The sequence below is a fragment of the Streptomyces sp. CNH287 genome, assembly GCF_000424825.1.
This window is the reverse complement of sequence record NZ_AUKQ01000012.1, coordinates 43,884-70,424: the sequence shown is the minus strand read 5'-3', so window position 1 is coordinate 70,424 and position 26,541 is coordinate 43,884. Positions and strand designations below refer to the sequence as shown.

Genomic DNA, 26,541 nt, shown 5'->3' with positions numbered 1-26,541 from the left:
CCAGGCTCACACGGGGGCCGGAAAACTGTCCAAGACCAATTTCTGGCTTCCGGTATAGCTTTTTGCTCTCACAGATCTCTGGGAGCGGGGCGGCGGCGGAACGGCTGCGGCCCCCGCCCGGGAGAGGGCGGGGGCCGCGGCCGTTCGGTGCACCGGGTGTGCTCAGGGCTCAGGACTCAGGTCCAGGTGATGAGCCGCTTGGGCTGCTCCAGTACGGCGGCCACGTCCGCCAGCACCTTCGACCCCAGCGCGCCGTCGACGAGCCGGTGGTCGAAGGAGAGCGCCAGCGTGGTGACCTTCCTCGGCCTGACCTTGCCCTTGTGCACCCAGGGCTGCTCCCTGACCTGCCCGAAGGCCAGGATCGCGGACTCGCCCGGGTTGAGGATCGGGGTGCCCGTGTCGACGCCGAAGACGCCGACGTTGGTGAGGGTCACCGTGCCGCCCTGCATGTCCGCCGGGGTGGTCTTCCCCTCCCGCGCGGTGGCGACCAGCTCACCGAGTGCCGTGGCCAGCTCGGGGAGCGTACGGGCGCCCGCGTCCTTGATGTTCGGGACGATCAGCCCCCTCGGGGTGGCCGCGGCGATGCCCAGATTGACATAGCCCTTCTGGACGATCTCCTGGTTCGCCTCGTCCCAGGCCGCGTTGACCTCCGGATTGCGCCGGATGGCAACGAGGAAGGCGCGGGCGACCAGCAGCAGCGGATTCACCCGCAGCCCGGCCATGTCCCGGTCCTCCTTCAGCTCCTGGACGAGCTTCATCGTGCGGGTGACGTCGACCGTCACGAACTCGGTGACGTGCGGCGCGGTGAACGCGCTGCTCACCATCGCGGCGGCGGTCGCCTTGCGCACCCCCTTGACCGGGATGCGGATCTCGCGCGACGCGTCCAGGACGGGTACGGGCGCGGCGGCCGTGGCAGCACCGCCCGCCGGGGCGGGCGCGGCGTCGGGGGCGGCGGCCGGAGCGGGGGCGGCGGCTCCGCCGGACGCCGCCGCGTGCACGTCGTCCCTGGTGATGACCCCGCCCGGGCCGGTCGGGGTGAGGGTGGCCAGGTCGATGCCCAGGTCCTTGGCCAGCTTGCGCACCGGCGGCTTGGCCAGCGGGCGGTCCGCCGTCCCGGCCGCCGCGCCGTTCGGGGCTGCGGCCGAGGCCGCGGACGCCCCGCCGTTCGAGGCCGCGTGGCCGTTCAGCTCGCCCTGGAGCGCCGCCTGCGCCTGCCCGGCCTGCCCGGGCACCGAGGTGCCCGGTTGCGGCTTGCGGGGACGGCGCTTGGTGGAGCTGGTGGACACGCCGTAGCCGACCAGCACCGGCTTGCGCTCACCGCCGCCCTCCTCGTCGGCGTCCGCCTGCTCCGCGCCGCCACCGGCCCCGCCGGCCTCGGCCGTGTCCGGCGCGGCAGCGCCGCCGTCCACCGGCCCCGCCGAGGGATCGGTGTCCACCGTGATGATCACCGTGCCGACGTCGACCGTCGTGCCCTCGCCGAAGCGCAGCTCGTGCACCACGCCGTCGAACGGGATGGGCAGCTCCACGGCCGCCTTCGCCGTCTCCACCTCGCACACGACCTGCCCGTCCGACACCGTGTCACCGGGCCGCACGGACCACGACAGGATCTCCGCCTCCGTCAGCCCCTCGCCCACGTCGGGCATCTTGAACTCACGGATACGGGTCGAAGTACTCGTCGTACTCGCCATTGTCACGACTCTCCTCGATCCTCAGTACGCCAGCGCGCGGTCGACGGCGTCGAGCACCCGGTCCAGCCCCGGCAGGTACTCGTCCTCCAGCCGGGCCGGCGGATACGGCGAGTGGAAGCCGCCGACCCGCAGCACCGGCGCCTCCAGGTGGTAGAAGCAGCGCTCCGTGATGCGGGCGGCGATCTCCGAGCCCGTGCCCAGGAACACCGGCGCCTCGTGCACCACCACCAGCCTGCCCGTCTTCTCGACCGACTGCTGGATGCCGTCGAAGTCGACCGGGGACATCGAGCGCAGGTCCAGCACCTCGACGGACTTGCCCTCCTCCGCGGCCGCCGCCGCGGCCTCCAGGCACGTCTTGACCATCGGCCCGTAGGCGGCCAGCGTCAGATCGGTGCCCGTACGCGTGACCCGGGCGCGGTGCAGCGGGTCGGGCAGGGCGGAGGTGTCCACCTCGCTCTTGTCCCAGTAGCGCCGCTTGGGCTCGAAGAAGATCACCGGGTCGTCGCACTCGATGGCCTGCTGCATCATCCAGTAGGCGTCCGAGGAGTTCGACGGCGAGACGCACTTGAGCCCCGCGACGTGCGCGAACAGCGCCTCCGGCGACTCGCTGTGGTGCTCGACCGCCCCGATGCCGCCCGCGTACGGGATGCGGATCACGACGGGCACCCGTACCTTGCCCAGCGAGCGGGCGTGCATCTTGGCGAGCTGGGTGACGATCTGGTCGTAGGCGGGGAAGACGAAGCCGTCGAACTGGATCTCCACGACCGGCCGGTAGCCGCGCAGGGCCAGGCCGATCGCCGTACCGACGATGCCGGACTCGGCCAGCGGCGTGTCGATGACCCGCTCCTCGCCGAAGTCCTTCTGGAGCCCGTCCGTGATCCGGAAGACGCCGCCGAGCTTGCCGACGTCCTCTCCCATGATCAGGACCTTGGGGTCGTCCTCCATCGCCTTGCGCAGCGACTCGTTGAGCGCCTTCGCGATCGGCATCTTGGTGGCTGCCATGGTCACTTGACCTCCTGCGCGGCACTGCCGTCGGCGGGCTCGGTGGCGAAGGACGCCAGGTACTCGGCGAACTGCGCGCGCTCCTCGTCGACCAGCGCGTGCCCGTCCGCGTAGACGTTCTCGAAGATCGCCATGGTGTCCGGGTCCGGCATGGCCCGTACGGCCTCGCGCACCCGCTTGGCGAGCGCGTCGCTCTCCTCGTCGACGCCGGTCAGGAACGTTTCGTCCGCCTGCTTCTCGCGCTCCAGCAGCCTGCGCAGGCGCAGGATCGGGTCCTTGGCCTCCCACGCCTCGCGCTCCTCGTCCCGCCGGTACTTCGTCGGGTCGTCGGAGGTGGTGTGCGCGCCCATGCGGTACGTGTACGCCTCCACCAGCATCGGCCCCTGGCCGGACCGGGCCCGCTCCACGGCGGCCTTGGTCACCGCCAGACAGGCCAGCACGTCGTTGCCGTCCACCCGGACGCCCGGGAAGCCGTAGCCCGCGGCGCGCTGGAAGAGCGGCACCCGCGACTGGCGCTCGGCGGGCTCGGAGATGGCCCACTGGTTGTTCTGGCAGAAGAAGACGACCGGTGCGTTGTAGACGGCCGAGAAGGTGAAGGCCTCGGCCACGTCGCCCTGGCTGCTGGCGCCGTCGCCGAAGTACGCGATCACGGCCGAGTCCGCGCCGTCCTTGGCCACGCCCATGGCGTAGCCCGTCGCGTGCAGCGTCTGGGCGCCGATGACGATCGTGTACAGGTGGAAGTTGTTGCTGTTCGGGTCCCAGCCGCCGTTGTTCACACCGCGGAACATGCCCAGCAGGTTGGTCGGGTCCACCCCTCGGCACCAGGCGACGCCGTGCTCCCGGTAGGTGGGAAAGACGTAGTCGTCGGCGTGCAGCGCCCTGGCGGAGCCGATCTGGGCCGCCTCCTGGCCCAGCAGCGAGGCCCACAGGCCCAGCTCGCCCTGCCGCTGGAGGGCGGTCGCCTCGGCGTCGAAACGCCGGGTGAGCACCATGTCGCGGTACAGCCCGCGCAGCTCTTCGGGTGTCGGGTCGTAGGCGTACTCCGGGTGCTCGACCCGCTCGCCCTCCGGGGTGAGCAGCTGGACCAGCTCGGGCTCGCCCTGCGCCCTGGCGCTCGCGGCCGTCTTCTTCTTCCTGGCCGCGCTCGCGCGCTTCCCGGTGCCGCTGGTGCGGCGCGTCGCGCTGCTGCGCGCGGCAGTGCCTTCCACGGTCACGTGTGCTCCTCCGTCTTTCCGGCCCCCGGGGTCTCCGGGTGGCCAGTGCGGCTCGCCCGGTACCGAACGGCGCACGGGGTCGGGTGCGGCGCGGACGGAACCGAGCGGTGACAAGGTGTCTCCGTCGGGGCCCGCTAAGGACAAGTTACCCAGCCCTCCGCGACTCCGCGAAGGGGCCCTGACCTGCGATTTTGCTTGGAAATCCAAGCAAAACCACGAAGGTCTCGAACATCGCTGGTCACAGCCTCGCAAGCCCACGGGACACTCGCACGTTATCTCGGGCGCGGGGAGAACGGGAAGAGCTGTGGACAGGCACGCGCGGGCGCAACCGGGCACGGCCAGGCACAGCCGGGCGCGAGCAGCCACGAGCGGCACGGCCCAGACCGGTATGGGAAACTGAAAACGTGCACGGAAACGGAAAAATCAGGGTATTCCTGCTCGACGACCACGAGGTGGTCCGGCGAGGTGTGCACGACATGCTCGCCATGGAGCCGGACATCGAGGTGGTCGGCGAGGCGGGCACCGCCGCCGAAGCGCTGGCCCGCATCCCGGCCGTACGCCCCGACGTCGCGGTGCTGGACGTACGCCTGCCGGACGGCAGCGGCGTCGAGGTGTGCCGCGAGATCCGGTCCCGGTCCGAGGAGGTCCGGTGCCTGATGCTCACCTCCTTCGCCGACGACGAGGCCCTCTTCGACTCGATCATGGCGGGCGCCTCCGGCTACGTCCTGAAGGCGATCCGGGGCACCGAGCTGCTCACCGCCGTACGGGACGTGGCGGCCGGCAAGTCGCTGCTGGACCCGGACGCGACCCAGCGCGTGCTGGAGCGGCTGCGGCAGGGCGCGCAGCCGAGGCAGGACGACCCGCTGGCCCGGCTCACCGACCAGGAACGCAGAATCCTCGACCTGATCGGGGAGGGGCTGACCAACAGGGCGATCGGCGAGCGGCTGCACCTGGCGGAGAAGACGATCAAGAACTACGTGTCCAGCCTGCTCGCGAAGCTGGGCATGGCCCGGCGCTCGCAGGCGGCGGCGTACGTGGCGCGCGTGCAGGCCGAGGACGAGCGCTGACCCTGCCCCCTGGGGGGTGGCCCGGGGGGCAGGGCGGCTCAGGCGAAGCGCCACCGGGTCTGGCTGAACGGCTCGCCCTTGCCGAAGCCGAAGACCGTGTGCGGCTCCACCGCGAAGACCAGCGCCTTGCCGCCTCCGTGGTGGAAGTGCCCGTCCCGCGCCTCGAAGTGCCAGAAGCTGCCGTACTTCGCCTCCCACGCCCCGGCCAGCTCCGCCAGCCGGGCGTCGTCGACGACCCGGACCGCCTCGCCCTCCACCACCACGTCGTAGCCCCGGTTCCAGGTGTTGGTGCCGGTCGTCAGCACGACCTGCGGGTTCTCCGCGAGGTTGCGGGCCTTGCGCTCGTTCGGCCCGGTGCAGAAGTGCAGGGAGCCGTCCCGCCACACGGCGGGCAGCGGGGTGACGTGCGGACGTCCGTCCGGGCGCACGGTCGAGATCCAGAACAGCTCGGCGCCTCCGAGGATCGCCTCGGCCCGCTCCCACGGGACAGCCACCGCCTTGTCGTCGCTGAACCCGGTGGCCAGTTCGGTCCGCGGTGTCCTGTCCGTCATGTCGCCGGTCCTTCCCGTACGCCCCCGCGGGTCGGGGGTGTGCCACCGTGCAGACTCCCCGGCGGAGCCGAACTCATCGGGCAGCGGCGGCGCACGGGCGCGGCGCCGCCACTCCATAGGTCCAAGGTCCCGCATCAAGGGTCTCCCGACCGGCTGGGCAAGGCGGCGGGGTGCGTCACAGTGGACGGATGGCCTCCGACGAAGCACGCGCGATCGAGCTGCTGAAAGGCACGCCGTACGGCAGGATCGCGTCCAGCAGGCACGCGATGCCGCTGATCACCGTCGCCCGCCACATCGTCGTCGACCGTTCGGTGCTGCTGCGCGTCCACCGCGGCCACGGCTGCCACTCGGCGTTCGACGGGAGCGTCGTCGCGTACGAGGCGGACAACATCGGCGCGGCGGGCGGGGGCCGTACGGACGTGTGGTCGGTGCAGTTCGTGGGTCAGGCGCGGCTGGTGGAGCCGGGTGCGGCCGAGCTGGCGCGGTTCGGGCCGCCTGCCGCGCCGGCCGGCACCGAGCCGTTCGTGCCCGTGTACCTGCGGGTCGAGCCGCGGTTCACGACCGTGCAGCGGCTGGCCTGACGGGCGGACCGGCGGCGGGCGGACCCGGCGGCGGCTGTCAGCCGCAGAACGCCGCCCGCACCGCCTCGTACTGCCGCGACCACCACACCACCAGCGCCGCCGCCGCCGCGAACTGCGGATCGGCGCGGCCGTCCCGCAGCTCGTAGCGCCAGCGCAGCATCCAGAAGTCGTTGAGCCGCTCCCACCACACCCGGTGCACCGCCGCGCTCAGCTCGTCGGGGGAGGCGCTCGCGCAGCGGCGGTAGGCCCGCGCGTACGTCCGCACCTTCGCCAGGTCCATCGTGCCGTCCGGGCGGACGAAGAAGATCGCCGCACCGCGCACCGCCTCCTCCGCGCGGGGCTGCACGGCCAGCCGGTCCCAGTCCACCAGGGCGACCGGCTCGCTGGGGCCGCCGGGCACCGTGTCCCGGTAGAGCAGGTTCAGCGGGTGGAAGTCGCCGTGCACCCAGCCCGCCACGGGCGCGGCGCCCGCGCGGGGGCGGCACTCCCCGTAGCGGCGCAGCAGGCGGCGGCGCTCCAGCAGGCGGTGCTCGGCCAGTTCGTCGAAGCCGTCCCGCGCCGGGCGGGACCGGATGCGGAAGAGCAGCGTGTCGATGAGGGCGTCGGTCTCGTCGGGGTCGGCGGACAGCGGCCCGGGGACACCGTCGGCCGGGGCCGGGGCCGGGGTCGGAGCCAGGGCCGGGGCTGCCGGAGCGGCCGTGGCGGCGGTGTCGGGCAGGACCTGCTGGAGCCGGGTGTGCACCTGGCCGAGCAGGCTGCCCAGGCGCCGGCACTGGCCGTCGGTCAGCTCGTCGCCGTGCCAGTGGCGCCCCTCGATCCACGGGTGCAGGGCGTAGCAGCGGCGGCGGACGACGGTGACCGTACGGCCGTCCGGCGCGGCGACCGGCGGCACGACGGGCAGGCCGAGCGCGCCGAGCCGGGCGGTGGCCCGGTGCTGCGCCTCCAGCGGGCCGGGGTCGGCCGGGTCGGCGTCCAGATGGTGTTTGAGGAAGAAGTGGCCGCGGGTGGTCGTGAGCCGGTAGCCGCGGTTGAGCAGGCCGAGGGTGATCGGCTCGCAGGAGAGGGCCTCGCCCACGCGGTACCGGGTGAGCACCGCGGTGACGACCTGGGGGGCGATGCGGAGCGGGTCGGCGAGCGGCGCCGCGGGACGCCGGGAGCCCGCGCCGTACCGCTCCCAGGTGGTGAGCGCGGGCGCGGGAACGCGTGTGGTTGTCGGCTGCACGAGCCGCATCGTAAACGACTGCGGGCCACGAAGCCGTCGCCCACCGTGACTGTGATATAGGGGGTGCAACCCCGCTGGGCCCGGGGCGAGTTGGCACCGGGTGGCCGGGCCGGGCCGCGTCTGCGGTCCGGTCCGCCGTCCTCAGCCGGTCTCGCCCAGGGCTCCCTGGCCCGTCTCGCCGCTGCCCCCGGCCTCGCCGCCGCCGGCGTCGCCACCCGGGTCGGTGTCGCCACCGCCGCCCGGAGTGCCCTCGATGGTGCCGGCGTCGCCACCCGGGTCGGTGTCGCCGCCGCCCCCGGCCGGGTCCTCGTTACCGCCCACGTCCTGGCCCGGGTCGGTGTCGCCGCCGCCGCCCGGGGTGCCCTCGGTGGCGCCGGTGTCCGTCTCGCTCGGCGGGCCCGTGGGGGATGCGGTCGGGAAGGTCGGGTCCTGGGTGGGCAGCGTGCCGGTGGGCTCCGGGTCGGGCTGCCAGTCGTCGTCGTCCCCGCCGCCCGTGTCGCCCGGCTCCTCCGGCTCGGGCGCCGGCTCCGAGGGCTCCTTGGAGGTCTTCTTCTCCTTGGGCTCCGAGGAACTGGTCTCGGGCGCCGGGCCCTTCTTGCCCCCGTCGCCGTCACCGCCGCTGAGCGCGAAGAAGATGCCGCCGCCGATGGCGAGCACCACGAGGAAGGCGATGAGCGCGTACTTGATCCCGCCGCCCTTGCCGCCGCCGTGTCCGCGCCCGTCGCGCGGGCCGCCGTCGAATCCCCCGTCATCACGGTCGGCGCGGCCCATCAGCAGCGGCGGGCCGAGCTGCGAGGTCTCGCCGTGCTGCGGGTGGCCCTGCGGGCCGACACCGGGGGTGCCCATGGCCGGGGTGGTGCCCCCGCCGGCACCGGCCGGGCCGGTGTTCCACAGGCCGCCGGTGTGGCTGCCCTGCTCCTGGAGCATGCGCAGCGCGTACTGCACCAGGCCGCGCATCTCCTCAGCGCTCTGGAAGCGGTCGTCCGGGTCCTTGGCCAGGGAGCGCATGACCAGCCCGTCCAGCTCCGGGGGCACCGCGTCGGAGACCTCGGAGGGGGGCACCGCGATGTCCTGGACGTGCTGGTAGACCACGGACAGCGGCGTCTCGCCGGTGAACGGCGGGCGCAGCGCGAGCAGTTCGTACAGGAGGCAGCCGGTGGCGTACAGGTCGGAGCGGGTGTCGACCGTCTTGCCGAGCGCCTGCTCGGGGGAGAGGTACTGCGGGGTGCCCATGACCATGCCGGTCTGGGTCATGGTGTTGGAGGCGCCGTGCAGCGCGCGGGCGATGCCGAAGTCCATCACCTTGACCGCGCCCGCCGCGGTGATGATGACGTTGGCGGGCTTGATGTCGCGGTGGACGATGCCGTGCTGGTGGCTGTAGGCCAGCGCCTCCAGCACCCCGGAGACGATGATCAGCGCCTGGTCGGGCGGCGGCGAGTCGGTGCTGAGCAGCAACTCCCGGATGGTGTGGCCCTCGACCAGCTCCATCACGATGTACGGCGTGACGTTGCCGCCGATGAACTCCTCGCCGGAGTCGTACACGGCGACGACGGCGTGGTGGTTGAGCCCGGCGACCGACTGTGCCTCGCGGGTGAACCGGGCCTTGGAGACCGGGTCCTCGGCGAGGTCCGAGCGGAGCAGCTTGACCGCGACCGTACGGCCGAGGCGGACGTCCTCCGCGCCGAAGACCTCGGCCATGCCGCCGCGGCCGAGGCGGTGCGTCAGGCGGTACCGGCCGTCTCCGACGAGCCCGCCGTTACCCCACATCTCCGGCGAATCGGGCATCGAGCCGCCCGCGGACCCGCCCGTCGCGTCGGGCTCCGAGGGGCCCCCAGCGGCTTGCGTCTGTGCCATCAGTCCTCGCCGTCGATCGGTCCGCGGGTGATGCGGTTGGGTAGGCTCTCCCCCGCTGGAGGCTACCGCCTCGTGGTGGGTGCCGGGACCGGGGCAGAACTCCCATACAACCGGCTGCGACATCCCGCTGGCAAGTTCACAGCACCCCGGCGGCACCCCGGCACCGGAGGCCGCGCCCGATCCGTGAGACTTGTGTCTCTTCCATGTGGGCACACGATGCGCATCCGGTCACGGAACGGGCAACGAGCTTGACGTGTCGGAGCCCTCGGGCAGACTTGGGCCAGTATCGGGATCACTGGATCGCGAGTACGACCAGCACGGACAGACGAGCACGCAGCACGACGCGAAGCACAGAAGAGCAGGACGAGCACGACCACGAGCACGGACGCACGAGCACGGGACCGGCCGCTGAACCGATCCGGCGCCTGGGTCCGCCGCCGGGCCCGGCGGGCCCGCGGATCATGGAACGCCCAGACACACATGCGCCGGTACAGCGCCGCCAAGGGGGAAGCAGTCAGATGAGCGACGACGGCGCACACGGAGCCGCGCAGTACCTGGGCCGTACGGTCGGCGGGGGCAGGTTCCAGCTCCAGAGCCTCCTCGGCGCGGGCGGCATGGCCTCCGTGTACCTGGCGTACGACTCGGTCCTCGACCGCCAGGTGGCGGTCAAGACCCTGCACACCGAGCTGGGCCGCGAGCAGTCCTTCCGCGAGCGGTTCCGCCGCGAGGCGCAGTCGGTGGCCAAGCTCACGCACACCAACATCGTCTCGGTCTACGACTCCGGCGAGGACGAGATCGACGGCGCGATGGTGCCGTACATCGTCATGGAGTACGTCGAGGGCAAGCCGCTGCGGACGGTGCTGGACGAGGATGTCGCGCAGTTCGGCGCGATGCCCGCCGACAAGGCGCTGAAGATCACCAGCGACGTGCTGGCCGCGCTCGAGGTCAGCCACGAGATGGGCCTGGTCCACCGGGACATCAAGCCGGGCAACGTCATGGTGACCAAGCGCGGTGTGGTCAAGGTCATGGACTTCGGCATCGCCCGCGCCATGCAGTCCGGCGTCACCTCGATGACCCAGACGGGCATGGTCGTCGGCACCCCGCAGTACCTCTCCCCCGAGCAGGCGCTCGGCCGCGGTGTGGACGCCCGCTCCGACCTGTACTCGGTCGGCATCATGCTCTTCGAACTGATCACCGGGCGGCTGCCGTTCGACGCCGACTCGCCGCTGGCCATCGCGTACGCGCATGTCCAGGAGGAGCCGGTCGCGCCGTCCACCATCAACCAGGTGGTGCCGCCCGCGGTCGACGCGCTCGTCGCCCGCACCCTGAAGAAGAACCCGAACGAACGGTTCCCCTCCGCCGAGGCGATGCGCGACGAGTGCGCCCGCATCAGCGGCTCCGGCTCGGCCTCGGGCGCCACACCGATCATCATCAGCGGCGGTCCGGCCGCCAGCGGTGCCGGGCTCGGGCAGTCCGTCTTCCCGCCCGTCAGCGACACCGGCACCCCGCCGCCGCCCGGCGTGCAGCAGCCGTACCAGCCGCAGCAGTACCCCTCGTACGGGCCCACGACGCCGCCGCCCACCCCGGCCTACGGCCAGCAGGGATTCCCGACCCCGGCCCCGTACGCCCAGCAGGGGGGCGGCGCGCAGACCCCGCCGCCGTACACGATGTCGCCCTCCGGGGGACACGGCGGCCACGGCGGGAACGGGAACGGCGGGAAGAACAACACGCCGATGCTGATCGGCGCCGCCGTGGTGGCGGTCGCCGTGGTCATCGCGGTGATCGTCGTCGTCGCGACGAGCGGCGGCGACGGCGGCAACCCCGAGGCGGACGAGCAGAAGGCCACTCCCACCGAGACGGTCGCCCCCGGCGGCACAGGTGGCGACACCGGCGACACCGGTGACACGGGCGACTCGGGGGCGAGCGCGGAGCCCACCGAAGAGGCCGAGGAGTTCAAGCCCGAGGACACGACGAAGAAGATCGACAAGACCGAGTGCACCGAGGCTCGGGACCACTACAGCGACAAGACGAAGAAGTACGTCCCGGAGTTCACGTACAAGAACCTCTCCTCGGTCAAGGAGTGCATCCGCTCGGCGGGCTGGAAGCTGGGCGAGGTCACCGAGGAGGACGAGAACGTCTGGGGCAAGAACATGGTGCTCGAGCAGAACCCGGACAGCATGGACGAGTTCGACCCGAAGACCGACAAGATCGACCTGACGGTCTCCACCGGCCAGCCGGACTGACGGCCCGCGTCTCCGCGTACGGCCCGGCACCCCTCGGGGGGCGCCGGGCCGTACGCGTGCGTGCGCGGTTTCCCTTGACGCGCCGGGAAGACCTAGTGTGGCGCAGAGAGCCCGGTCCAGCAGGAAAGGGGGGAAAGTGGGCGGTAGCCGTACTCCTGTGACGAAGAGTGACGATCCCCCTCCCCCGGCCCCTCCCGCCGGGTGGCGCCACACGCGGTGGCTGCGCCGGGCGCGGGTGGCGGCGAGCGTGCTGACCGTGCTGTGCGTCGTGGCCCTCGCCTGCGCGGGCACGCTGCGGGCCACGGCGCTGAACCGCGGCTTCTACCAGGGCGTCCTGGACGACGAGCGCGCGTACGACCGGCTCTACGACGAGGTGCTCGTCGACCCGCAGGCCCAGCCGGTGACCCGGGACCTGCTCGCGCGCCTGCCGGTGCCCGAAGCCGTGATCACGGCCAACCTCAAGACGGTCCTCCCGGCCGCGACGGTGCGGCAGCTGGCGGACGAGCAGATCGCCGCCGCCCTCGCCTACCTCCGGGGCGACACCGACACGCTGCGCCTGTCGGTGGACCTCAGACCGGTGCTGGCCAATCTGGGCGGCCTCGGCAAGATCTATCTGGGCAGCCTCGTCTCCGGCGTCGAGGAGAGCACCGCCGCCGACCGGCGCACGACCTTCCGGAAGCTCGAAACCGCGCTGGAGCAGCTCGGCGAGGGCCGGAAGCCCGACCTGCCACGGGTGGACCTCAGCGAGAAGGCCGCCGCGGACGCCGCGGACCTGCTGCTCTCCAGCGTGCCGGAGAAACGGCGTCCGGCGCTGCGCCCCCAGGTCGAGGGCGCCCTCGCGACCGGCGACGTGGCCACCGCGCTCGCCGCCGTCGGCCCGTACCTGCCCGGCACGAACGCGGGGAGCGGCGACAAGAAGGCGCGGCAGGACCTGCTCGAGATCGCCGACGGCGGGCGCTGGAACGTGACGGACGACCTGCGCGCGTCCGGGGCGAACACGGGGGCGCTGAAGTCTGCGCGCGAGATCAGCCAGCTCAGCCTGGGGCTGGCACAGAGCCTCGCGGTGCTCGTCGGCGCCGGTGCGGTCGTCTTCCTGTGGGTCTTCGGCCCGAAGCGCCGTACGCGGCGGCTGCGCAACCTCGGCGCGCTGCTCGTCGCGGGCGGCGTGCTCACCTCCGTCGCCTTCCTGCTGGTGCGCTGGCGAGCCGCATCCTTCACCTGGACGCCGCCCGACTCCTGGCCGCCCTCGCTGGTCGACCTGGTGGCGGACCTGGAACGGACCGGCGTGCGCTCGATGACCACCTCCGGGCTCCTCGCCTCGCTCACCCCGGTGGCGGCCGGGCTGCTGCTGCTCGGCGTCTCGCTCGCCTGGGAGCGGCGCGCCGCGGGCAAGCGGCTGGCCCCCGTCCCCCGGCGGAGCCTGCTGACCGCCGTCGGCGCGGTCGTCACCAGCACGATCGTCCTGGGCCCCGCCCTGCTGCCCACGGCGGCGCAGGGTTCGGGGCGGACGTACTGCAACGGCTCGGCCCAGCTGTGCGACCTGCGCTACGACCAGGCCGCCTACCTCGCCTCGCACAACGCGATGTCCTCGACCGCCGACAAGTTCATCAGCCCCCTCCAGGACGCCGACATCACCACGCAGCTCGACCTCGGCGCCCGCGCGCTCCTGATCGACACCCACACCTGGGAGCGCCCCGAGGAGATCTCGGAGCGGCTGAAGGTCTCCGAGTTCGCACCGGACACGCAGCGCCAGCTCACCGGGATCATCGACCAGGCCAGCCCGGCCCGGCCCGGACTCTGGCTGTGCCACGCGATCTGCCGGGGCGGCGCCATCCCCCTGGTCGAGACGCTGCAAGAGGTGGGCAGCTGGCTGGACGACCATCCGGGCGAGGTGGTCACCCTGATCGTGCAGAACGGGATCAGCGGCGAGCAGACGGCCTCCGCGTTCCGTAAGGCCGGCGTCGAGGACCTGCTGTACACGCCGGACGCCGATCCGGGTGCGCGGTGGCCGCGCCTGGGCGAGATGGTCGAGAAGGACACCCGCCTGGTCGTGTTCGCGGAGCAGGGGGAGGGCCCGGCCCCCTGGTACCGCAACTACTACGAGTACGGGATGGAGACCCCGTACGCCTTCGCCTCTCCCGACGAGATGAGCTGCGCGCCCCATCGCGGCGGCCGGGACAAGAAGCTGTTCCTGCTCAACCACTTCATCACGCACGGCGGCGGCAGCCGTATCGACGCGGGGGAGGTCAACGCGAAGGGCTTCGTCCTCGACCGTGCCCGGCGCTGCGCGGAGGAACGGGGGCGGCCGGTGAACTTCGTGGCGGTCGACTTCGCCAACCTGGGCAACGCGGCTGACGCCGTGGAGGAGCTGAACGCGGCGCGCGTCTCCTGACGCCCTGACGCCCCGGCGCTGGGGCCGCCCCGGCACAGCTCAGGGCGGCAGGGGCGGCAGCGGGCGTCAGAGGTAGGGGCCGCCCGAGCGCGCGTGGCCCTGGTCGTCCAGGCCCGGCAGGTCGTCCGGCACGGAACCGGGCGGCAGCGCCCGCCGCATCTGCTCCAGCTGGGCCCGCGCCGCCATCTGCTGGGCGAACAGCGCCGTCTGGATGCCGTGGAAGAGGCCCTCCAGCCAGCCGACCAACTGGGCCTGCGCGATGCGCAGTTCCGCCTCCGTCGGCACGCCTTCGTCGGTGAAGGGCAGGGAGAGCCGCTCCAACTCCTCGATCAGCTCCGGCGCGAGGCCGTCCTCCAGCTCCTTGACCGAGCTGGAGTGGATCTCCTTGAGCCGCACCCGGCTCGCCTCGTCCAGCGGGGCGGACTTCACCTCTTCCAGCAGCTGCTTGATCATGCTGCCGATCCGCATCACCTTCGCGGGCTGTTCCACCATCTCCGTCACCGGTACCTCAGCCTGCGCGTCGGCTTCTCCCTGGCCGCCCTGGGGGGCGGCGCTGCCGAGAGCCATGCCGTCCGGGCCGACGACCAAGACGTGCGGGCTCTCCTGCGACCGTTCATTGCTCGGCTGTGTCATACCCCCATTCTGCACACCCCTCCCTCCGACCGCCGAGTTCAGGTCGATGCGGCGCAGGCGCGGCCGTCAGGCGCGGCGCAGGCGCAGGGCGAGGAAGGCCAGGCCGAGGCCGAGCGAGGTCAGCCCCGCGCCCAGCGGCAGCACGGGCAGGAGCGGACCGGTGCTCCGGGGCGACGGGGACTCCTCGCCGAAGTCGCCGAGGCCGTCCGTGCGGGCCAGCGCCCGTCCGTCGTGCGCGGGGGTGGAGGCGACGGGCGCCGGGCTCCACGGCTCCGGACTCCACGGCTCCGGGCCGGTGCCGTGCGCGAGCGCTGCGCGGTCGGCGGGATGTGCCTGGTCCGCGGCGCGCGCGGGGTCGGGGTCGGCCGCGTGCGCGGCGTGCGCCGGGGGCGACGGACGGGGCGACGGCTCCGTGGCGGCGGACGAGGCGGCGGCGGGCGGCGCCGTCAAGGCCGCCCAGGCCAGCAGCGCGGCTCCGGCTGTCCCGACGATTCCGCCTCGGTGACGACGCGAGTGGCCCATTGCTTCCCCTCCGTGCCGGACCCGTTGAGCGGCTTCACCCAGCGTCACACACATCCCCGAACCCGGCATCTCGGGCACGGTCAGGTCATCAGCACGACCTTGCCGACGTGCGCGCTCTCGTCCAGCACCCGGTGCGCCTGCGCCGCCTCCCGCATCGGCAGCGTGCGGTCCACCACCGGCCGCACCCGGCCGTCCTCCAGCAGCGGCCACACGTGCTCGCGTACGGCCGCGACGATCGCCGCCTTCTCGTGGGCGGGCCGTGCGCGCAGCGAAGTGGCCGTCACCGCGCCGCGCTTGGCCAGCAGCGCGCCCAGGTTCAGCTCGCCCTTGGTGCCGCCCTGCATCCCGATGACGGCCAGCCGCCCGTTGACGGCGAGCGCCCGTACGTTGGGCTCCAGGTACTTGGCGCCCATCAGGTCGAGGATGACGTCCGCGCCGTGGCCGCCGGTCGCCGCGCGCAGCTCCTCGACGAAGTCCTGCTCGCGGTAGTCGATCAGGATGTCGGCGCCCAGCTCCGCGCACCGCTCCAGCTTCGCCCGGCTGCCCGCCGTCACGGCGACCCGTGCGCCGACGGCCTTCGCCAGTTGCACGGCCATCGTCCCGATGCCGCTCGCGCCGCCGTGCACCAGCACCGTCTCGCCGGGCCGCAGGTGGGCGATCATGAAGACGTTGGACCAGACCGTGCACGTCACCTCGGGCAGCGCCGCCGCCTCCACAATGTCCAGGCCGCGCGGCACCGGCAGCAGCTGCCCGGCCGGTACGGCGACCCGCTGCGCGTACCCGCCGCCGGACAGCAGCGCGCACACCTCGTCCCCGACGGCCCAGTTGCTCACCCCCGGGCCCAGCGCGACGATCCGCCCCGCGCACTCCAGCCCCGGGTAGGGCGAGGCGCCGGGCGGCGGTTCGTAGAAGCCCTGCCGCTGCAGCAGGTCGGCGCGGTTGACGGCACTGGCCGCCACCTCGACCAGCACCTCGCCGTCACTCGGCACGGGGTCGGGAACCTCCGCCCACACCAGGGCCTCCGGTCCACCGGGCTCGGAAATCGTGATCGCGTACATGACCCCGACGCTACTCCGGGCTCATCCGCCCGGCACGAAGGCGAGGACTCCGGGAATCCCCCTTCCTTCGCTTCTCGTGATATACCGGTCCGCCCGCGATCCACGTCTTTGCGCCGTGAGCGGTTCACGGTGCGGCCGACGGGTCTCGCTGGGCGACGTTCCTCCTGATCGTGTGGTCGCTCCTACGCACTGCCCCGGCAAGTCGGCGGCGCAGGCCGCTGGGCAGTACCCCTGTCCCGAGGGCGCAGGCGTGGAGGAGACTTCGGCAGTCCTGCGCCTCCCGCTCGGTGGCGAGCGCGGTGAACAACGGGTGTGCCAGGGTCTCCCGGGCGGCGTAGCCGTCGCTCGCCTCCATCGTCCGGCGGTGCAGTTCCGCGACCACCAGGCGCGTGGCCGGGTCCGCGGGCGAGGCGATCACGTCCAGCGCTACGAGTCCGAGCCGCGTGTTGAAGACGGTCATGCCGTCCTCGTCGGGCCGTTCGAGGAAGGTGCTCACCAGGCCTTGCAGGGGGTCTTGCCACGATCGGCCCGCACCCCGGCGGCAGAGGACGGCCAGGCATTGCGTGACGGCGTTCTCCCAGGGCTCCCCGGGCTTGGTGCCGGCCAGCAGGCGGTGCGCCCCGGGGCTGTCTCCGGTGGTGAGGGCGGCGAGGACGGCGACTTGGCGGCCGTCGAGCATGCGCTGTCCGACGCCTCGGTGCTCCTCGACGTGGACGAGTGCCTCCAGCCAGCGGCCGGCGCATGCCAGGGCGCGGGTTCCGTCGGCGAGGACGACCCGCCACAGCCACGCGCGGACCTGGTGGCGGCCTTCGGCATCCGCGGTGAGGTCGGCGGGTACGGCGATGTCCTCGATCCAGGCCGGGGCCCCGGTGCTGACCGCGTCGAACAGGGTCAGGAGACGTCGTCGTGCGTCGTCGTGGTGTCCGGCGCGGAGCTGGAGGCGTGCGAGGTTGACGACGGGTTCGAGGGCGCGGATCGCCGCTTCGCCGGACAGCGGGGCGGCGTGCAGGTAGGCGTCGGCGTGCTGGTGGCACATCGCGCGGGCGAGGTCTGTGTCTCCTGCGTCGGAGGCGAGCAGCGCGGCCTGGTTGCAGACCGTCGAGGCCGCGCTCGCGTCTCCGTGTCTCGCCGCGGTGTCGGCGAGTTCGGCCAGGGCGTGCACGCGCTGGGGCAGAGGGAGGCATGCGGGGCGGGTGCGGGCGACGAGCGGGAAGCGCTGGGCTATGGGTCCGAGCGGGTCCATGAGTCCCCCGGGTGTGAGTGACAGCTCGGGTGGCGGTGGCCGCCAGCGGTGCGGCTGGCGGCCACCGTCGGCTGGGCGTGGGACGTCACTGCCAGTCGACGACGATGCGATTCAGCGGGGTGTCCAGGGCAAACAGGCCGGGCCGCTGCTCGATGCCGGGGGTGTCGCGAGGCTGGATCTCGAATGTGGCCTCACGGCCGCGGTAGTCGCGGTCCCAGGTGCGGACGGCGTCGGCGACCTTGGCGGCCAGTTCGTCGCTGCCGGGGCCGTGGCCGATGACGCCGAACTCCCAGAGCTTGCCGCCCTCGGGGGTCTTCTTCTCCGAGAGACGCCGGGCGAGGTAGCTGACGGCGCCCTTGTCGACGGCCGCAGTCGACGAGGGGTAGGGGTCAGCGGTGAGCACAGTGCCCTTGGCGGCCTGGGGGAACAGCATCCGGATCAGACCGGAGGGTACGGAGCAGGACACGAACAGCTCCATCCACTCCGGCGACTCCACGCCGTGGACCGTCATACCGGTCCACTCCTCGTTGTGCGGCTGCTCCAGGACACCGGTGAGGGCATCGCCGTCGATGTTCTGCCCGGCGGGTGCCTGAAGCCGGACCGTGCCATCGGCGCTGAGCGGGATGACCCGGCGCCCGTCGTCGGCGATGCCCCGGCGCAGCGGCATGAAGGTGTTCATCTTGCTGTCGAGGGACACCCACCGGCCGTCGCGTTGCTCGTAGGCGATGGAACGGGAGACGCTGCCCTTGAGGCGTTGGGGGACGAGGAGACGGCCGCCGGGGGCGAGCTGCTTCAGCCAGGCGTGCGGTACGCCGTGCGCGCCCACGGTGGCGATGATCCGGTCGTACGGTGCTCCTTCGGCGTGGCCGAGTGCCCCGTCCCGGGTCACCGTCTGGACGTTGGTGATCCTGGCGGCGGCGAGGTGTGTTCGGGCGCCCTCCACGAGGTCGTCATCGACGTCGAGGGTGAACACGTGCCCGGATTCGCCCGCTAGGTGGGCGAGGAGAGCGGCGTTGTAACCGGTTCCGGAGCCGAGTTCGAGGATGCGTTGTCCGGGCTCCACCTGGAGCTGGTCCAACATGAGGGCGACGACGCCCGGCTGGGAGGCACAGGAGATCGACGTGCCGTCGGCGTCGTACTTGATGTTCACCGGCGCGTTGGCGTAGGCGTCCTCGAGAGTCGCATCGGGCACGAAGAGGTGGCGGGGCACGGTGCGCAACGCGTTCTCGACACTGGGCGTGCGGGCGTGTCCGTCCTTGTGGAGCTGGTCGACCAGGGCGTTGCGGAGACGTTCGGCATCCGCCGTCGGGGCGGTGGGCGTAGCTGAGTTCACCGCCTTGACGCTATCGGTCCCGGGCGTGGACTCGCCGGTCGGCGCGGTGTTGCCCCTTGTTCCCATGACTACCTCTCGCGCGATGTGGGACAGGGCGCTCTGGTCGTCCCGGGGGAGACCGGAGCGGTTGGCGTGGAAGATCACGTGATGGGCGATGACAGCTCGCAGACCGCGGACCAGACCACCGCCGTGGGCGAGGGACGCGAGCGCGGCTCCCGCGCGTTCGAAGGAATCCACCCATCCGTCGTGTCCGGCGAGCGGGCCGCCCGGGTGACACAGGCTGCGGGTGTCGGCCGTCATGAGCTTTCGCATGGCAGGCGCCAGGTCCGCCGATTGCTCGGGCGTCACAGGGACGACCGGAGGCCGGAACGCCACGACCTTGGCCCACACGTCACCCTGTTCGAACCAGTCCAGCCCGGCCGCCCGCATCATCGCGCCCACCAGCAGCACGGCCGTCTCCCGGCGCCCCAGATGTTCCGGCCCGCGCTGATGGGCGAGCAGGTGGCGGGAGTCGCGGTGGAACAGCTCGTGGGCGGCGTCCATGGCTTCCGGACCGCCAAATGCTTCGGTCTCGGGCTCGTAGATGTACGGCAGCCATGAGGTGGCCACGCCGTCGGTGACCAGTTCACGCAGCAGCGCTTCAACGATGGGTGAGGGTTCGTCGGCCAGGTACCGCAGCGGCCAGGGCTGCTTGTTCATGAACCACCAGCCGGTGAGCTGCCCTTGCCTCTCGGCCGTGAGCAGGGCCGGGCCGAGACGTCCGGCGATGGCACACCGTGCGGTCTCCCGGTCGGGGAAGGTGATGTCGTGCTGCTGCCAGTGGCCTGTGGGCATCAGGGGTCCTTCGGTCGATGGGATGTCAGGCGATGAGCAGACAGGCGTCCCAGGCGGACCGGGGCGGCGCGACGGTGGCGGACGTGAGGTGGGCCAGGGCCGTTCCGGCGGCCCCGTCGAGCAGGCCGGGCCCACGCTCCTCGTCCTGGACCAGTGCTTCCGCGACGCGCGCAGGATCGACGCCGGGTGGGTGGATCGTGGCCGCAAGTGCCGGGATCACGGCGCGCAGCCGTCCTTCGGTTGAGGGGTGGGCGTCGGCGACCGTACGGGCGGCGAGGTGGGCGATGCCGGCGAAACCGTGGCACAAGCCGTTGTCCGTGGTCGCCTTCATCTGGCCAGGATCGGTGAGGGCGGCCAGGAGCACGTTCTCCGCGTCGATCTGACGGCCGGTGTCGCCGAGGGCGAGCGCCGCAAGCTGCTGGGCGCGGGCGAGGCCAGCGGTGCCGTAGCACCAGGACGGGCGCCGGGGCGCGGACGGGGAAAGCCGCCCAGCGCGCAGTTCACCCCGGGTCACCCAATACGGCCAGGCCGGCCCGCAGCCGGTCTCCTCACGCCAGCGGCCCAGCCACGCAAGGATGGTGTGCAGTGCTGCGTGGTGCCTGTCGGGGAGGGCCCCGTTGCGGGCGGCGAGGGCCAAGAGGGCGAGAACACCGCTGATGCCGTGCGCCATGCCGCTGTTCCCGTGGCCGCCGGGGAACCGGTCGTCCGGACGGCCCGAGGGTCCGGTCTCCGCCCACCAGCCCGGCACGGTCTCGCCATGGTGGGTGAGAGGTTCGGTGAGGCGCACGCAGTAGTCGAAGACGGCTTGACCGATGGGGCCGCCGGGGTCGCGGCGCAGCAGGTAGGCGCCGTATCCGGCGAGGCCCCGGATCGTGTCGAACTCCGCGAGCTGTGGCAGGCGTCCGGCGTCGATGCGACGGTGTGCGGCGTCGAGACGTCGCCCGGCGTCGGCCGCGACCTGCCGGTCCATCGTGTCCAGGGCACGTCGGTAGGCGCCGGGAAGATGGTCGGCCGCACAGGCCAGGGCGTGGGCCAAGGCAGGGGCCCCGTAGAAGGGGTGGCTGTCAGGGCCGCTGGTGAGCGGCTCTTGCGCGGCGGCGGCAAGCCAGTCGTGGGCCCGCCGCCACGGGCCGAGGCCGCTCGCGGCCAGCTCTATGTGCAACAGCGCAATCCCGGCAGGGCCGTAGGCGAGGTGCTGCCGGTCCGAAGAGACGGCTCGGGGCCCGACAGGAGCTGTGCCGGGGTCGGCGAGCCGGTCGGCGACGGCGGCAGCAAGGCCGGGCACGGGGCGGTCGGTCACGGCTTCCTCCCGGTTGTGCGGGCAGTCCAGGCTAAGGGCCGTCCCGTAATCCCCGGCGGGCGCACGACGCCAGCTACGGTCCCCTGCCGCGTTGTCGGATCGTCCGAATACGGCCCGGTATGAGGACGACCCTCCGCCTTGCAGGGCACCGCATCTGACGCCGTGCGCTGATCCACCGCGGATTACGGGACAGCCCTTAGGGCGGCGGCGCGCGCCAGGTGCAGGCACGCCTCTTCCTCCGGGAAGTTCACAGCGACGTGCCGCACGAAGTGAACGTGCAGCAGGGACGTGAGGACGTCATCGATGGCGATGCCCTGGGTGTGAGGGCCGGGCAGGTGCGGCCGGTACGCGGCGAGCGCCGCATCCCGGTCGGCCCATCCCGACACGATGGCGGTCCCGCCGGGCACTGAGCGCAGTGCCGTCCAGTTGTCGCGCGCGTCGGCGAGCCGTACGGCTTCGGCGAACTGCGGACGCGGAACGGGCGCGGGGGCGGTGGGCGGGATGTGTTCGATCAGCCACCGCATCCCGGCTTCGGTGCTGCCGAGGAACGCGGAGGCGACGGCGACGGAATGGGCCGCCACCATCGGGCGCTGACCGGGGCGTTGCGGCTGCCCGAGCTGGGCAAGGACGGCGCGTGAGTCCGCCCGGAACACCTCCTCGGCGGCCTCCCACGCGGCGCCGGAGCCCCAGCGGCCCATCTCACGGTAGGAAGTGGGGTAGCGCAGATCAGCCAGGAGGCCGAGCCCGCGCAAGGTGTCGGCCCATGCGCTCACCGTACGGGCCGTCTCGGCGAAGGCGTCCGGGCTGCGGAGGGCAATGCGCAGGCGCAGGTGCTGGTCGGGGTCGCGGAAGCGGATGAACCACCAAGGCGGATTGCCGAGTTGCTCGAGGAGACCGGGCACGTGCTGTGAGAGCAGCACGTCCTGGCGGCGCGGGTCGCCGTACAGGGCGGCCAGGAGCACCGGGGAGGCGGCGGGCGTCTGCATCTGGGCAGCAGACAGGGCGCGGTCCCGGGTAGGTGCAGGCAGAGGCGGCCACGCCGACGGCCGGGTCGCCTTCAGCGGTACGACGACCTCATGCGGGTGCCCGTCGCACCAGCCGTACGCCTCGGGTTCCGGGGCCTCGGTGAGCACAGCCGCGCGTGTACGGCCAAGGTGCTGGCGCAGGAGGGTTCGGTGGCCGGCCTGGTCGAGGTCCAGGAAGAGGCGCCGGTCGTCCTGAACGAGGCAGACCCGCCGTGGCAGCCGCCGCAGGGACCGCCATTCGGTGAGCGCGGAATCCCACTCGGCCCGAGGGCGCGCAGCGCTGGGCAGTTCGGCTGTCTCCAGGCGCCAGCGGGCCGGGACCAGCACCGTGCGCCCGTAGCGCAGGCGCGGAAGAAACGGCATGGCCGCCGCGGCTCCCCAGTCGAAGACGGTGACCTGCGCGCACTGGGCGCGGGGCAGTTCGGTGAGGAATCGCACCAACGGCGGGGTGTGCGTCCTGAGGTGCAGCGCGTGCATCCCGACGGCCTCGACGCGGTGCCCGCGCCGGGGGACGGCAAGGTACATGCGACGGCCGTCGCACCCCACTGCCAGGTCGGCGGGGGTAAGGACGTCGTCTGCCGGGGCGCGGTGCTCCTGAAGGCTGAGCACCGTGGACAGGACGCGCGGGGTACGGGTGACGTGGGCGCTCACGGGCAGAAGTGGCGGGAAGGAGAGCTGTACGGGCACGGTGGTGCCGTCGGCCGCGGGTAGCTCGGCCAGCTCCGCTGTCAGGTCCTGGCGCTCGTCAGGGGCCAGCACGCTCAGGAACCGGCCCGAGCAGACACCGGCGCCACGGGACACGCTGACGACCTCCAGCCGGAACCGGCCACGCTGCAACTCCTGCAGGCTGGCCGCGTGCACCTGCACCCCGACCTCCATGTGCGGCGGTAGCCGGGGCTCGTCGGGACCCACGCCCAGGGCCTCGATCTGTTCGTCTCTGAGGATCACTTCGTCGCGGCCGTCGAGCGCGGCGCCCTGTGCAAGCCGTACGAGGACGTCATCGCGGACGGATACGCGTGGCCGACGCGCACCGGTGGGCGTGCCCGGGTAGCCGTCGGGATATCCGGTGCCGCTGTCCGCCAGGACCTCTGGGAGCGGCACCATCGTGCCGATGCCGTATCGCTCGTAGAACCGCTGGTGGTAGGCCCCCCACGCCGCGGTGCCGTAGGGGCGGGCGCATACGCGGGTCAGGACCAGGGCCGCGCGTTCTACCTCGCGGGCGACCGCATCCGGCAGGACGAAACGCGCGTTCAGGCGCAGGTCGAGTGCGAGCGGGTGACGGCGCAGGCCGGGCACAAGGGCCCGCATCCGGGCAGCCGCTGCATCCCGGGCGACGCTGGTGGTGGACTCTTTCAGGCCTGCCTGGACTGCCCGCAGTTCCCGCACCGTCTCCGCAATCCCGGCGAGGGAGCCGGCGCCGATCGCATCGAGTTGCCCGAGCAGATACGCGAGCGCGTCGGTCTCGGTGCTCGGCGCGTGCAGACTCGTGATCAGCGCCCGCCGCCGGATCAGCTCCGCCAGCATGCGGCAGACCTGTTCCGGCCCGGCTGCGGGGAACTGTGCCCGGAGCTGGTCAGCGAGCGCGCCGAACCGGACCGGGACCCGGGCCGCGGCCAGGACCGCGCGCACCGGTTCGGTCAGGGACAGGGACACTTCGACCGCGCGCGTCCGCTCGCCCTGGTCGTCCGACTGAAACGGAACTATCAGCCGGTCACCCCGGCTCGTCACGGTGTTGTTGATGACCACGGGCAGCCGTTCGAGCAGGCCGGGGCACGACTCCAGCCGCCCGACGATGGCGGACAGCCACTCCGCGCCCGCACGGACGACTGCCACGTGCTCCGTGCCCCATTCCGCGTCTGCCTGCGGGCCGAACCTTGCGGTGGTCACACCGGCGAAGAGCCCGAAGGGCGTCGCCCGGTGTCCGGCCCGCAGCAGATAGCGGGCCACGGACACGGACGTACGCCGCACGTCGCGCAAAGACGGATTCCCGGAAGCACATACCGTCTGTACCTGCGCGCCCAGGACCGGGCTGGCATGGTGCAGGGCCTCGACGACCTCGCTGTTCGACCAGACGGTGCGCAGCCATGCGACACAGGCGTCCGAGGCGTCCGGAGAGCGGTCGTCAGGGTCGGGAAGCGGAGGGCACGGCGGTGTCTGCCGGGCTACGGCTCGTACAAGAGCGGTCGTGCCGGTTCGGAATCCTGAGAGCGGAGCAGCCACCACATACCTCCGTTGGGCGAAGGGGCGGACGGCCGGTGCCGGCCACGCAGCGATGTGTGGCCGGCACCGGCCTCTAGGAGCACGAGTCGTCAGGTCACGCGACGTTGGTGACGCAGGCGCCGCATGTGCTGCCGCACCCGTCGTCGGTCAGGTTGACCAGACCTGCCGGGTCGGAGACCTCGACGAGGGAGACGTCCAGGTCGAAGCCGACCTGTCCGGGGCTCTCGTTGCCGACGCCGTGCTGACTGGCCGGTCGTTCCGGTTGAACGGTCATACATGCCTCCTCGGCACTCGGTGGTGCAGGTCCCGGGGGCCCGGAGTGGGCCCGGGAATCTTGGGCCCAGGCCGCGGCGACGGCTCAGCTGGGGTCAGCGGTTGCGGTCGATGCGCGCCGCCCTCTTGGAATGCACCCCCTGTCACCACTGTGTGGGTTCAACTACCGTACGTGTGTAGAGTCGCCCGGCGCGCCCGAAATCTGAAGGCGTTCATGTCCCATGTGTCATAGGGGAGATGGGAGTTGCACGATGCCCACACGCCCGCGCGAACTGACACCCGACCGGAGCGCCCGGCACCTGTTCGGAGCCAAGATGCGTGCTCTGCGCGAGCTGGCAGGCATGAGTCTTGAGGCACTGTCAGGCGTGGTGAACTTCAGTCGCAGCCATCTGGCCCGGATCGAGACGGCAGAGTCGATGCCGCCGCCCGGACTGCCCGCACAGCTGGATGTCGCCTTCGGTACGGACGGCATCTTCCAAGAGCTGTACCGGCTCGCGAGCAAGGAGATCCATCCGGACCAGTTCCAGCGCCGCATGGAGCTGGAGGCGCGGGCGCAGGTCATCGGGGAGTACGGAGGGCAGATCGTGCCAGGCCTCCTGCAGACGGAGGACTACGCACGGGCCCAGTTCAGCGAGGCGAATCCTTGGGACAGGAAGGAGAGGATCGAGGAGCTGGTCACCGCGCGTATGAGCCGACAGTCGTGGCTGACGGGCGGCCCTCCGCTTGACTACTCGGCGGTGCTGGACGAGGCGGTGCTCCGAAGGGACTTCGGGGGACCCGCCGTGTTGCACGCACAGCTGGCCCGGCTCGTCGCGCTGACGCACACGGAAACCACCATGGTGCAGGTTCTCCCCTTCGCACACGGAGGACATTCGCTGGTCGGTGGCTCTCTGGCGTTGACAACCTCGGACGACGGCTCACGCGCGGCCTACGAGGAGAGCATCACCACCGGCACATTGCTGGAGGAGCCGAGGAGCGTGGCAGAACGTCAGCGGGCATACGATCTGCTGAGGGCGTCCGCCCTGTCGCCGGGCGACTCGGCGGCATTCATCCGGTCCGTGATGGAGGCACTTCCGACATGAGCATCACGTCTGACCTCAGCCGTGCGCGCTGGGTCAAGTCGAGCTACAGCGGCAACGGTGGCGCCAACTGCGTTGAGTGGGCGCCGACTTGCGTCAGCTCCGGAGTCGTCCCCGTCCGTGACAGCAAGTCCCCGCACGCGACGCTGCTCTTCGGGGTGAACGGCTGGGCAGACTTCGTGTCCGCGCTCAAGCGCGGTGAGCTGTCCGGCTGAGACCGAGGGGAGTCTGGTGATCCGCGTGCTGCCCGCACGCTGAGCCAGCAACGCGGCGTTCCAACCCGTCCCCGTGCCCAGTTCGAGTACGCGGTGCCCCTCCGTCGGCTTCAGGGATTCGACTGATCCACGGGGACCGCTCGGGCCACTCCCCGCGACGCTCCATCCCGACCGCCAGCGCTTCCCGCAACACGTCGAACCGCGACACTCAGGTTCTCCTGCGGAGGTGCGTCCTTCTCCGGCTTCCGATGCTCACCCATGGTCGCCCCTTCCCAGGTGGTGTTGACCATCCATGGTGCAACCGCACGGCATCATCCGACAGGGCGCCTGCGGGAAGACCCCACGCCCTCCCGCTCGCCGACGAGGCCGGGGCCGAGGCCCAGCAGGGCGAGGGGTGCCTGTCCGGCGGGGAGCAGGGCGGGGCCGAGGGCGCGGAGGGCGTCGTCGTCGAAGCCCGCCACGAGGACGGCGCCGAGGCCCGACTCGGTGGCCTGGAGGTAGACGTTCTGGCTGGCGTGCCCGGCCTCCAGCCACACGTACCGCTCGCCCCGGCGACCCCTGGGCGGCTGGTCCGCGAAGTGCCGGGCGGCCACGTCCAGATCGCCGCTGAGCAGGAGCAGGGCCGCCGCACGGTGCAGCCAGTCCCGGTCGGCCAGGGTCGTGTCCGCGACCTGGGCACGGTGGTCGCCGGAGGCGGTCGGGGTGAGCACGTGCTCCTCGGGGCCGTAGCGGTAGACGCCGGGGGCGAGGTCCTCGACGTGCCCCGCGACGACGGTGACCTCCAGCGGGTGGAGCGCGTGGGCCGAGGGGCAGGTGCGCTGCCCGTCGCCGGTCCGTCCCTGGGCCGCCCAGACGAGCGCGGTCAGCTGGCCGAGGGTCAGCGGGGCCGTGCCGAAGCGGCGCGTGCTGCGACGCCGTCCCAGCAGCTCCGCGAGGCCGCCGTACGGGGCGGGGCCGAGGCGTACGTGCTCCGGGTCCATGCGCGCCGAGGT

Annotated in this window: 21 protein-coding genes; 6 read left to right on the top strand and 15 right to left on the bottom strand. The window is 72.3% G+C overall.

The annotated features are described in order from the left end of the window. Positions 1–176: 176 nt before the first annotated feature. The 3 genes from H299_RS0113120 to pdhA are packed head-to-tail and all read right to left on the bottom strand — an operon-like array spanning position 177 to position 3,904. On the bottom strand, positions 177–1,688 hold the full coding sequence (locus H299_RS0113120) for a dihydrolipoamide acetyltransferase family protein (RefSeq protein WP_027748786.1): 1,512 nt from the start codon (positions 1,686–1,688) through the stop codon (positions 177–179). A 21-nt stretch (positions 1,689–1,709) separates the two neighbouring features. Beyond that, complete coding sequence (locus tag H299_RS0113115; RefSeq protein ID WP_027748785.1) at positions 1,710–2,690, bottom strand: alpha-ketoacid dehydrogenase subunit beta; 981 nt, start codon at positions 2,688–2,690, stop codon at positions 1,710–1,712. Between the two features lie 2 nt (positions 2,691–2,692). Then, positions 2,693–3,904 carry a pyruvate dehydrogenase (acetyl-transferring) E1 component subunit alpha gene (gene pdhA / locus H299_RS0113110; RefSeq protein WP_027748784.1) on the bottom strand — a complete coding sequence of 404 codons (1,212 nt, stop codon included), beginning with the start codon at positions 3,902–3,904 and terminating at the stop codon, positions 2,693–2,695. A gap of 404 nt (positions 3,905–4,308) precedes the next feature. On the opposite strand from pdhA, the gene H299_RS0113105 reads away from it, so the two are divergent. Further along, positions 4,309–4,971: a response regulator transcription factor gene (locus H299_RS0113105; protein ID WP_037758898.1), complete on the top strand. Its 663-nt coding sequence runs from the start codon at positions 4,309–4,311 to the stop codon at positions 4,969–4,971. A 38-nt stretch (positions 4,972–5,009) separates the two neighbouring features. Here the strand turns inward: H299_RS0113105 and H299_RS0113100 are convergent, their stop codons facing one another. Then, the gene (locus H299_RS0113100) at positions 5,010–5,522 is read right to left on the bottom strand and encodes a pyridoxamine 5'-phosphate oxidase family protein (RefSeq protein WP_027748782.1); all 513 of its coding nucleotides are present in this window, start codon (positions 5,520–5,522) and stop codon (positions 5,010–5,012) included. 188 nt (positions 5,523–5,710) lie between these two features. Between H299_RS0113100 and H299_RS0113095 the strand changes: the two genes are divergently transcribed. Further along, positions 5,711–6,103 carry a pyridoxamine 5'-phosphate oxidase family protein gene (locus H299_RS0113095; RefSeq protein ID WP_027748781.1) on the top strand — a complete coding sequence of 131 codons (393 nt, stop codon included), beginning with the start codon at positions 5,711–5,713 and terminating at the stop codon, positions 6,101–6,103. A 37-nt stretch (positions 6,104–6,140) separates the two neighbouring features. On the opposite strand, the gene H299_RS0113090 is transcribed toward H299_RS0113095, so the two are convergent. Next, complete coding sequence (locus tag H299_RS0113090) at positions 6,141–7,220, bottom strand: phosphotransferase (protein WP_027748780.1); 1,080 nt, start codon at positions 7,218–7,220, stop codon at positions 6,141–6,143. A gap of 246 nt (positions 7,221–7,466) precedes the next feature. Further along, on the bottom strand, positions 7,467–9,179 hold the full coding sequence (locus H299_RS0113085; RefSeq protein WP_027748779.1) for a protein kinase domain-containing protein: 1,713 nt from the start codon (positions 9,177–9,179) through the stop codon (positions 7,467–7,469). A gap of 518 nt (positions 9,180–9,697) precedes the next feature. Here H299_RS0113085 and H299_RS0113080 point away from each other — a divergent pair. Further along, positions 9,698–11,422 carry a protein kinase domain-containing protein gene (locus tag H299_RS0113080; RefSeq protein ID WP_027748778.1) on the top strand — a complete coding sequence of 575 codons (1,725 nt, stop codon included), beginning with the start codon at positions 9,698–9,700 and terminating at the stop codon, positions 11,420–11,422. A gap of 157 nt (positions 11,423–11,579) precedes the next feature. Further along, the gene (locus H299_RS33890; RefSeq protein ID WP_051262419.1) at positions 11,580–13,814 is read left to right on the top strand and encodes a phosphoinositide-specific phospholipase C-related protein; all 2,235 of its coding nucleotides are present in this window, start codon (positions 11,580–11,582) and stop codon (positions 13,812–13,814) included. Between the two features lie 66 nt (positions 13,815–13,880). Here H299_RS33890 and H299_RS0113070 read toward each other — a convergent pair whose 3' ends face one another. From H299_RS0113070 to H299_RS0113035, 8 genes are all read right to left on the bottom strand, one after another. Next, positions 13,881–14,447, bottom strand: a complete 567-nt coding sequence (locus tag H299_RS0113070) for a bacterial proteasome activator family protein (RefSeq protein WP_027748777.1) — start codon at positions 14,445–14,447, stop codon at positions 13,881–13,883. 66 nt (positions 14,448–14,513) lie between these two features. After that, positions 14,514–14,969: a hypothetical protein gene (locus H299_RS0113065; protein WP_027748776.1), complete on the bottom strand. Its 456-nt coding sequence runs from the start codon at positions 14,967–14,969 to the stop codon at positions 14,514–14,516. An 80-nt stretch (positions 14,970–15,049) separates the two neighbouring features. Further along, complete coding sequence (locus tag H299_RS0113060) at positions 15,050–16,027, bottom strand: NAD(P)H-quinone oxidoreductase (protein WP_027748775.1); 978 nt, start codon at positions 16,025–16,027, stop codon at positions 15,050–15,052. A 124-nt stretch (positions 16,028–16,151) separates the two neighbouring features. Next, entirely contained in the window at positions 16,152–17,270 is a 1,119-nt protein-coding gene (locus H299_RS0113055) for a hypothetical protein (RefSeq protein ID WP_027748774.1), read from the bottom strand. Between the two features lie 85 nt (positions 17,271–17,355). Next, complete coding sequence (fxlM, locus tag H299_RS0113050) at positions 17,356–19,437, bottom strand: methyltransferase, FxLD system (protein WP_027748773.1); 2,082 nt, start codon at positions 19,435–19,437, stop codon at positions 17,356–17,358. A 25-nt stretch (positions 19,438–19,462) separates the two neighbouring features. Beyond that, complete coding sequence (locus tag H299_RS0113045) at positions 19,463–20,737, bottom strand: lanthionine synthetase LanC family protein (protein ID WP_027748772.1); 1,275 nt, start codon at positions 20,735–20,737, stop codon at positions 19,463–19,465. A 182-nt stretch (positions 20,738–20,919) separates the two neighbouring features. Then, positions 20,920–23,844, bottom strand: a complete 2,925-nt coding sequence (locus H299_RS0113040) for a lantibiotic dehydratase (protein ID WP_027748771.1) — start codon at positions 23,842–23,844, stop codon at positions 20,920–20,922. A 232-nt stretch (positions 23,845–24,076) separates the two neighbouring features. Next, positions 24,077–24,256, bottom strand: a complete 180-nt coding sequence (locus H299_RS0113035; RefSeq protein WP_027748770.1) for an FxLD family lanthipeptide — start codon at positions 24,254–24,256, stop codon at positions 24,077–24,079. A gap of 250 nt (positions 24,257–24,506) precedes the next feature. On the opposite strand from H299_RS0113035, the gene H299_RS0113030 reads away from it, so the two are divergent. After that, positions 24,507–25,337, top strand: coding sequence for a Scr1 family TA system antitoxin-like transcriptional regulator (locus tag H299_RS0113030; RefSeq protein ID WP_027748769.1), 831 nt, complete (start codon positions 24,507–24,509; stop codon positions 25,335–25,337). Beyond that, the gene (locus tag H299_RS0113025; protein WP_027748768.1) at positions 25,334–25,549 is read left to right on the top strand and encodes a DUF397 domain-containing protein; all 216 of its coding nucleotides are present in this window, start codon (positions 25,334–25,336) and stop codon (positions 25,547–25,549) included. The genes H299_RS0113030 and H299_RS0113025 overlap by 4 nt, the downstream gene beginning before the upstream one ends. Before the next feature lie 311 nt (positions 25,550–25,860). Here the strand turns inward: H299_RS0113025 and H299_RS33885 are convergent, their stop codons facing one another. After that, positions 25,861–26,529, bottom strand: a complete 669-nt coding sequence (locus H299_RS33885) for a SagB/ThcOx family dehydrogenase (protein ID WP_051262418.1) — start codon at positions 26,527–26,529, stop codon at positions 25,861–25,863. Positions 26,530–26,541 lie beyond the last annotated feature (12 nt).

What these genes read in the sequence shown, in the direction of transcription:
- H299_RS0113120 (WP_027748786.1), bottom strand. Translation starts at nt 1,688, where the DNA reads ATGGCGAGTACGACGAGTACTTCGACCCGTATCCGTGAGTTCAAGATG.
- H299_RS0113115 (WP_027748785.1), bottom strand. Translation starts at nt 2,690, where the DNA reads ATGGCAGCCACCAAGATGCCGATCGCGAAGGCGCTCAACGAGTCGCTG.
- H299_RS0113100 (WP_027748782.1), bottom strand. Translation starts at nt 5,522, where the DNA reads ATGACGGACAGGACACCGCGGACCGAACTGGCCACCGGGTTCAGCGAC.
- H299_RS0113095 (WP_027748781.1), top strand. Translation starts at nt 5,711, where the DNA reads ATGGCCTCCGACGAAGCACGCGCGATCGAGCTGCTGAAAGGCACGCCG.
- H299_RS0113085 (WP_027748779.1), bottom strand. Translation starts at nt 9,179, where the DNA reads ATGGCACAGACGCAAGCCGCTGGGGGCCCCTCGGAGCCCGACGCGACG.
- H299_RS0113080 (WP_027748778.1), top strand. Translation starts at nt 9,698, where the DNA reads ATGAGCGACGACGGCGCACACGGAGCCGCGCAGTACCTGGGCCGTACG.
- H299_RS0113070 (WP_027748777.1), bottom strand. Translation starts at nt 14,447, where the DNA reads ATGACACAGCCGAGCAATGAACGGTCGCAGGAGAGCCCGCACGTCTTG.
- H299_RS0113065 (WP_027748776.1), bottom strand. Translation starts at nt 14,969, where the DNA reads ATGGGCCACTCGCGTCGTCACCGAGGCGGAATCGTCGGGACAGCCGGA.
- H299_RS0113060 (WP_027748775.1), bottom strand. Translation starts at nt 16,027, where the DNA reads ATGTACGCGATCACGATTTCCGAGCCCGGTGGACCGGAGGCCCTGGTG.
- H299_RS0113055 (WP_027748774.1), bottom strand. Translation starts at nt 17,270, where the DNA reads ATGGACCCGCTCGGACCCATAGCCCAGCGCTTCCCGCTCGTCGCCCGC.
- fxlM (WP_027748773.1), bottom strand. Translation starts at nt 19,437, where the DNA reads ATGCCCACAGGCCACTGGCAGCAGCACGACATCACCTTCCCCGACCGG.
- H299_RS0113035 (WP_027748770.1), bottom strand. Translation starts at nt 24,256, where the DNA reads ATGACCGTTCAACCGGAACGACCGGCCAGTCAGCACGGCGTCGGCAAC.
- H299_RS0113030 (WP_027748769.1), top strand. Translation starts at nt 24,507, where the DNA reads ATGCCCACACGCCCGCGCGAACTGACACCCGACCGGAGCGCCCGGCAC.
- H299_RS0113025 (WP_027748768.1), top strand. Translation starts at nt 25,334, where the DNA reads ATGAGCATCACGTCTGACCTCAGCCGTGCGCGCTGGGTCAAGTCGAGC.
- H299_RS33885 (WP_051262418.1), bottom strand. Translation starts at nt 26,529, where the DNA reads ATGGACCCGGAGCACGTACGCCTCGGCCCCGCCCCGTACGGCGGCCTC.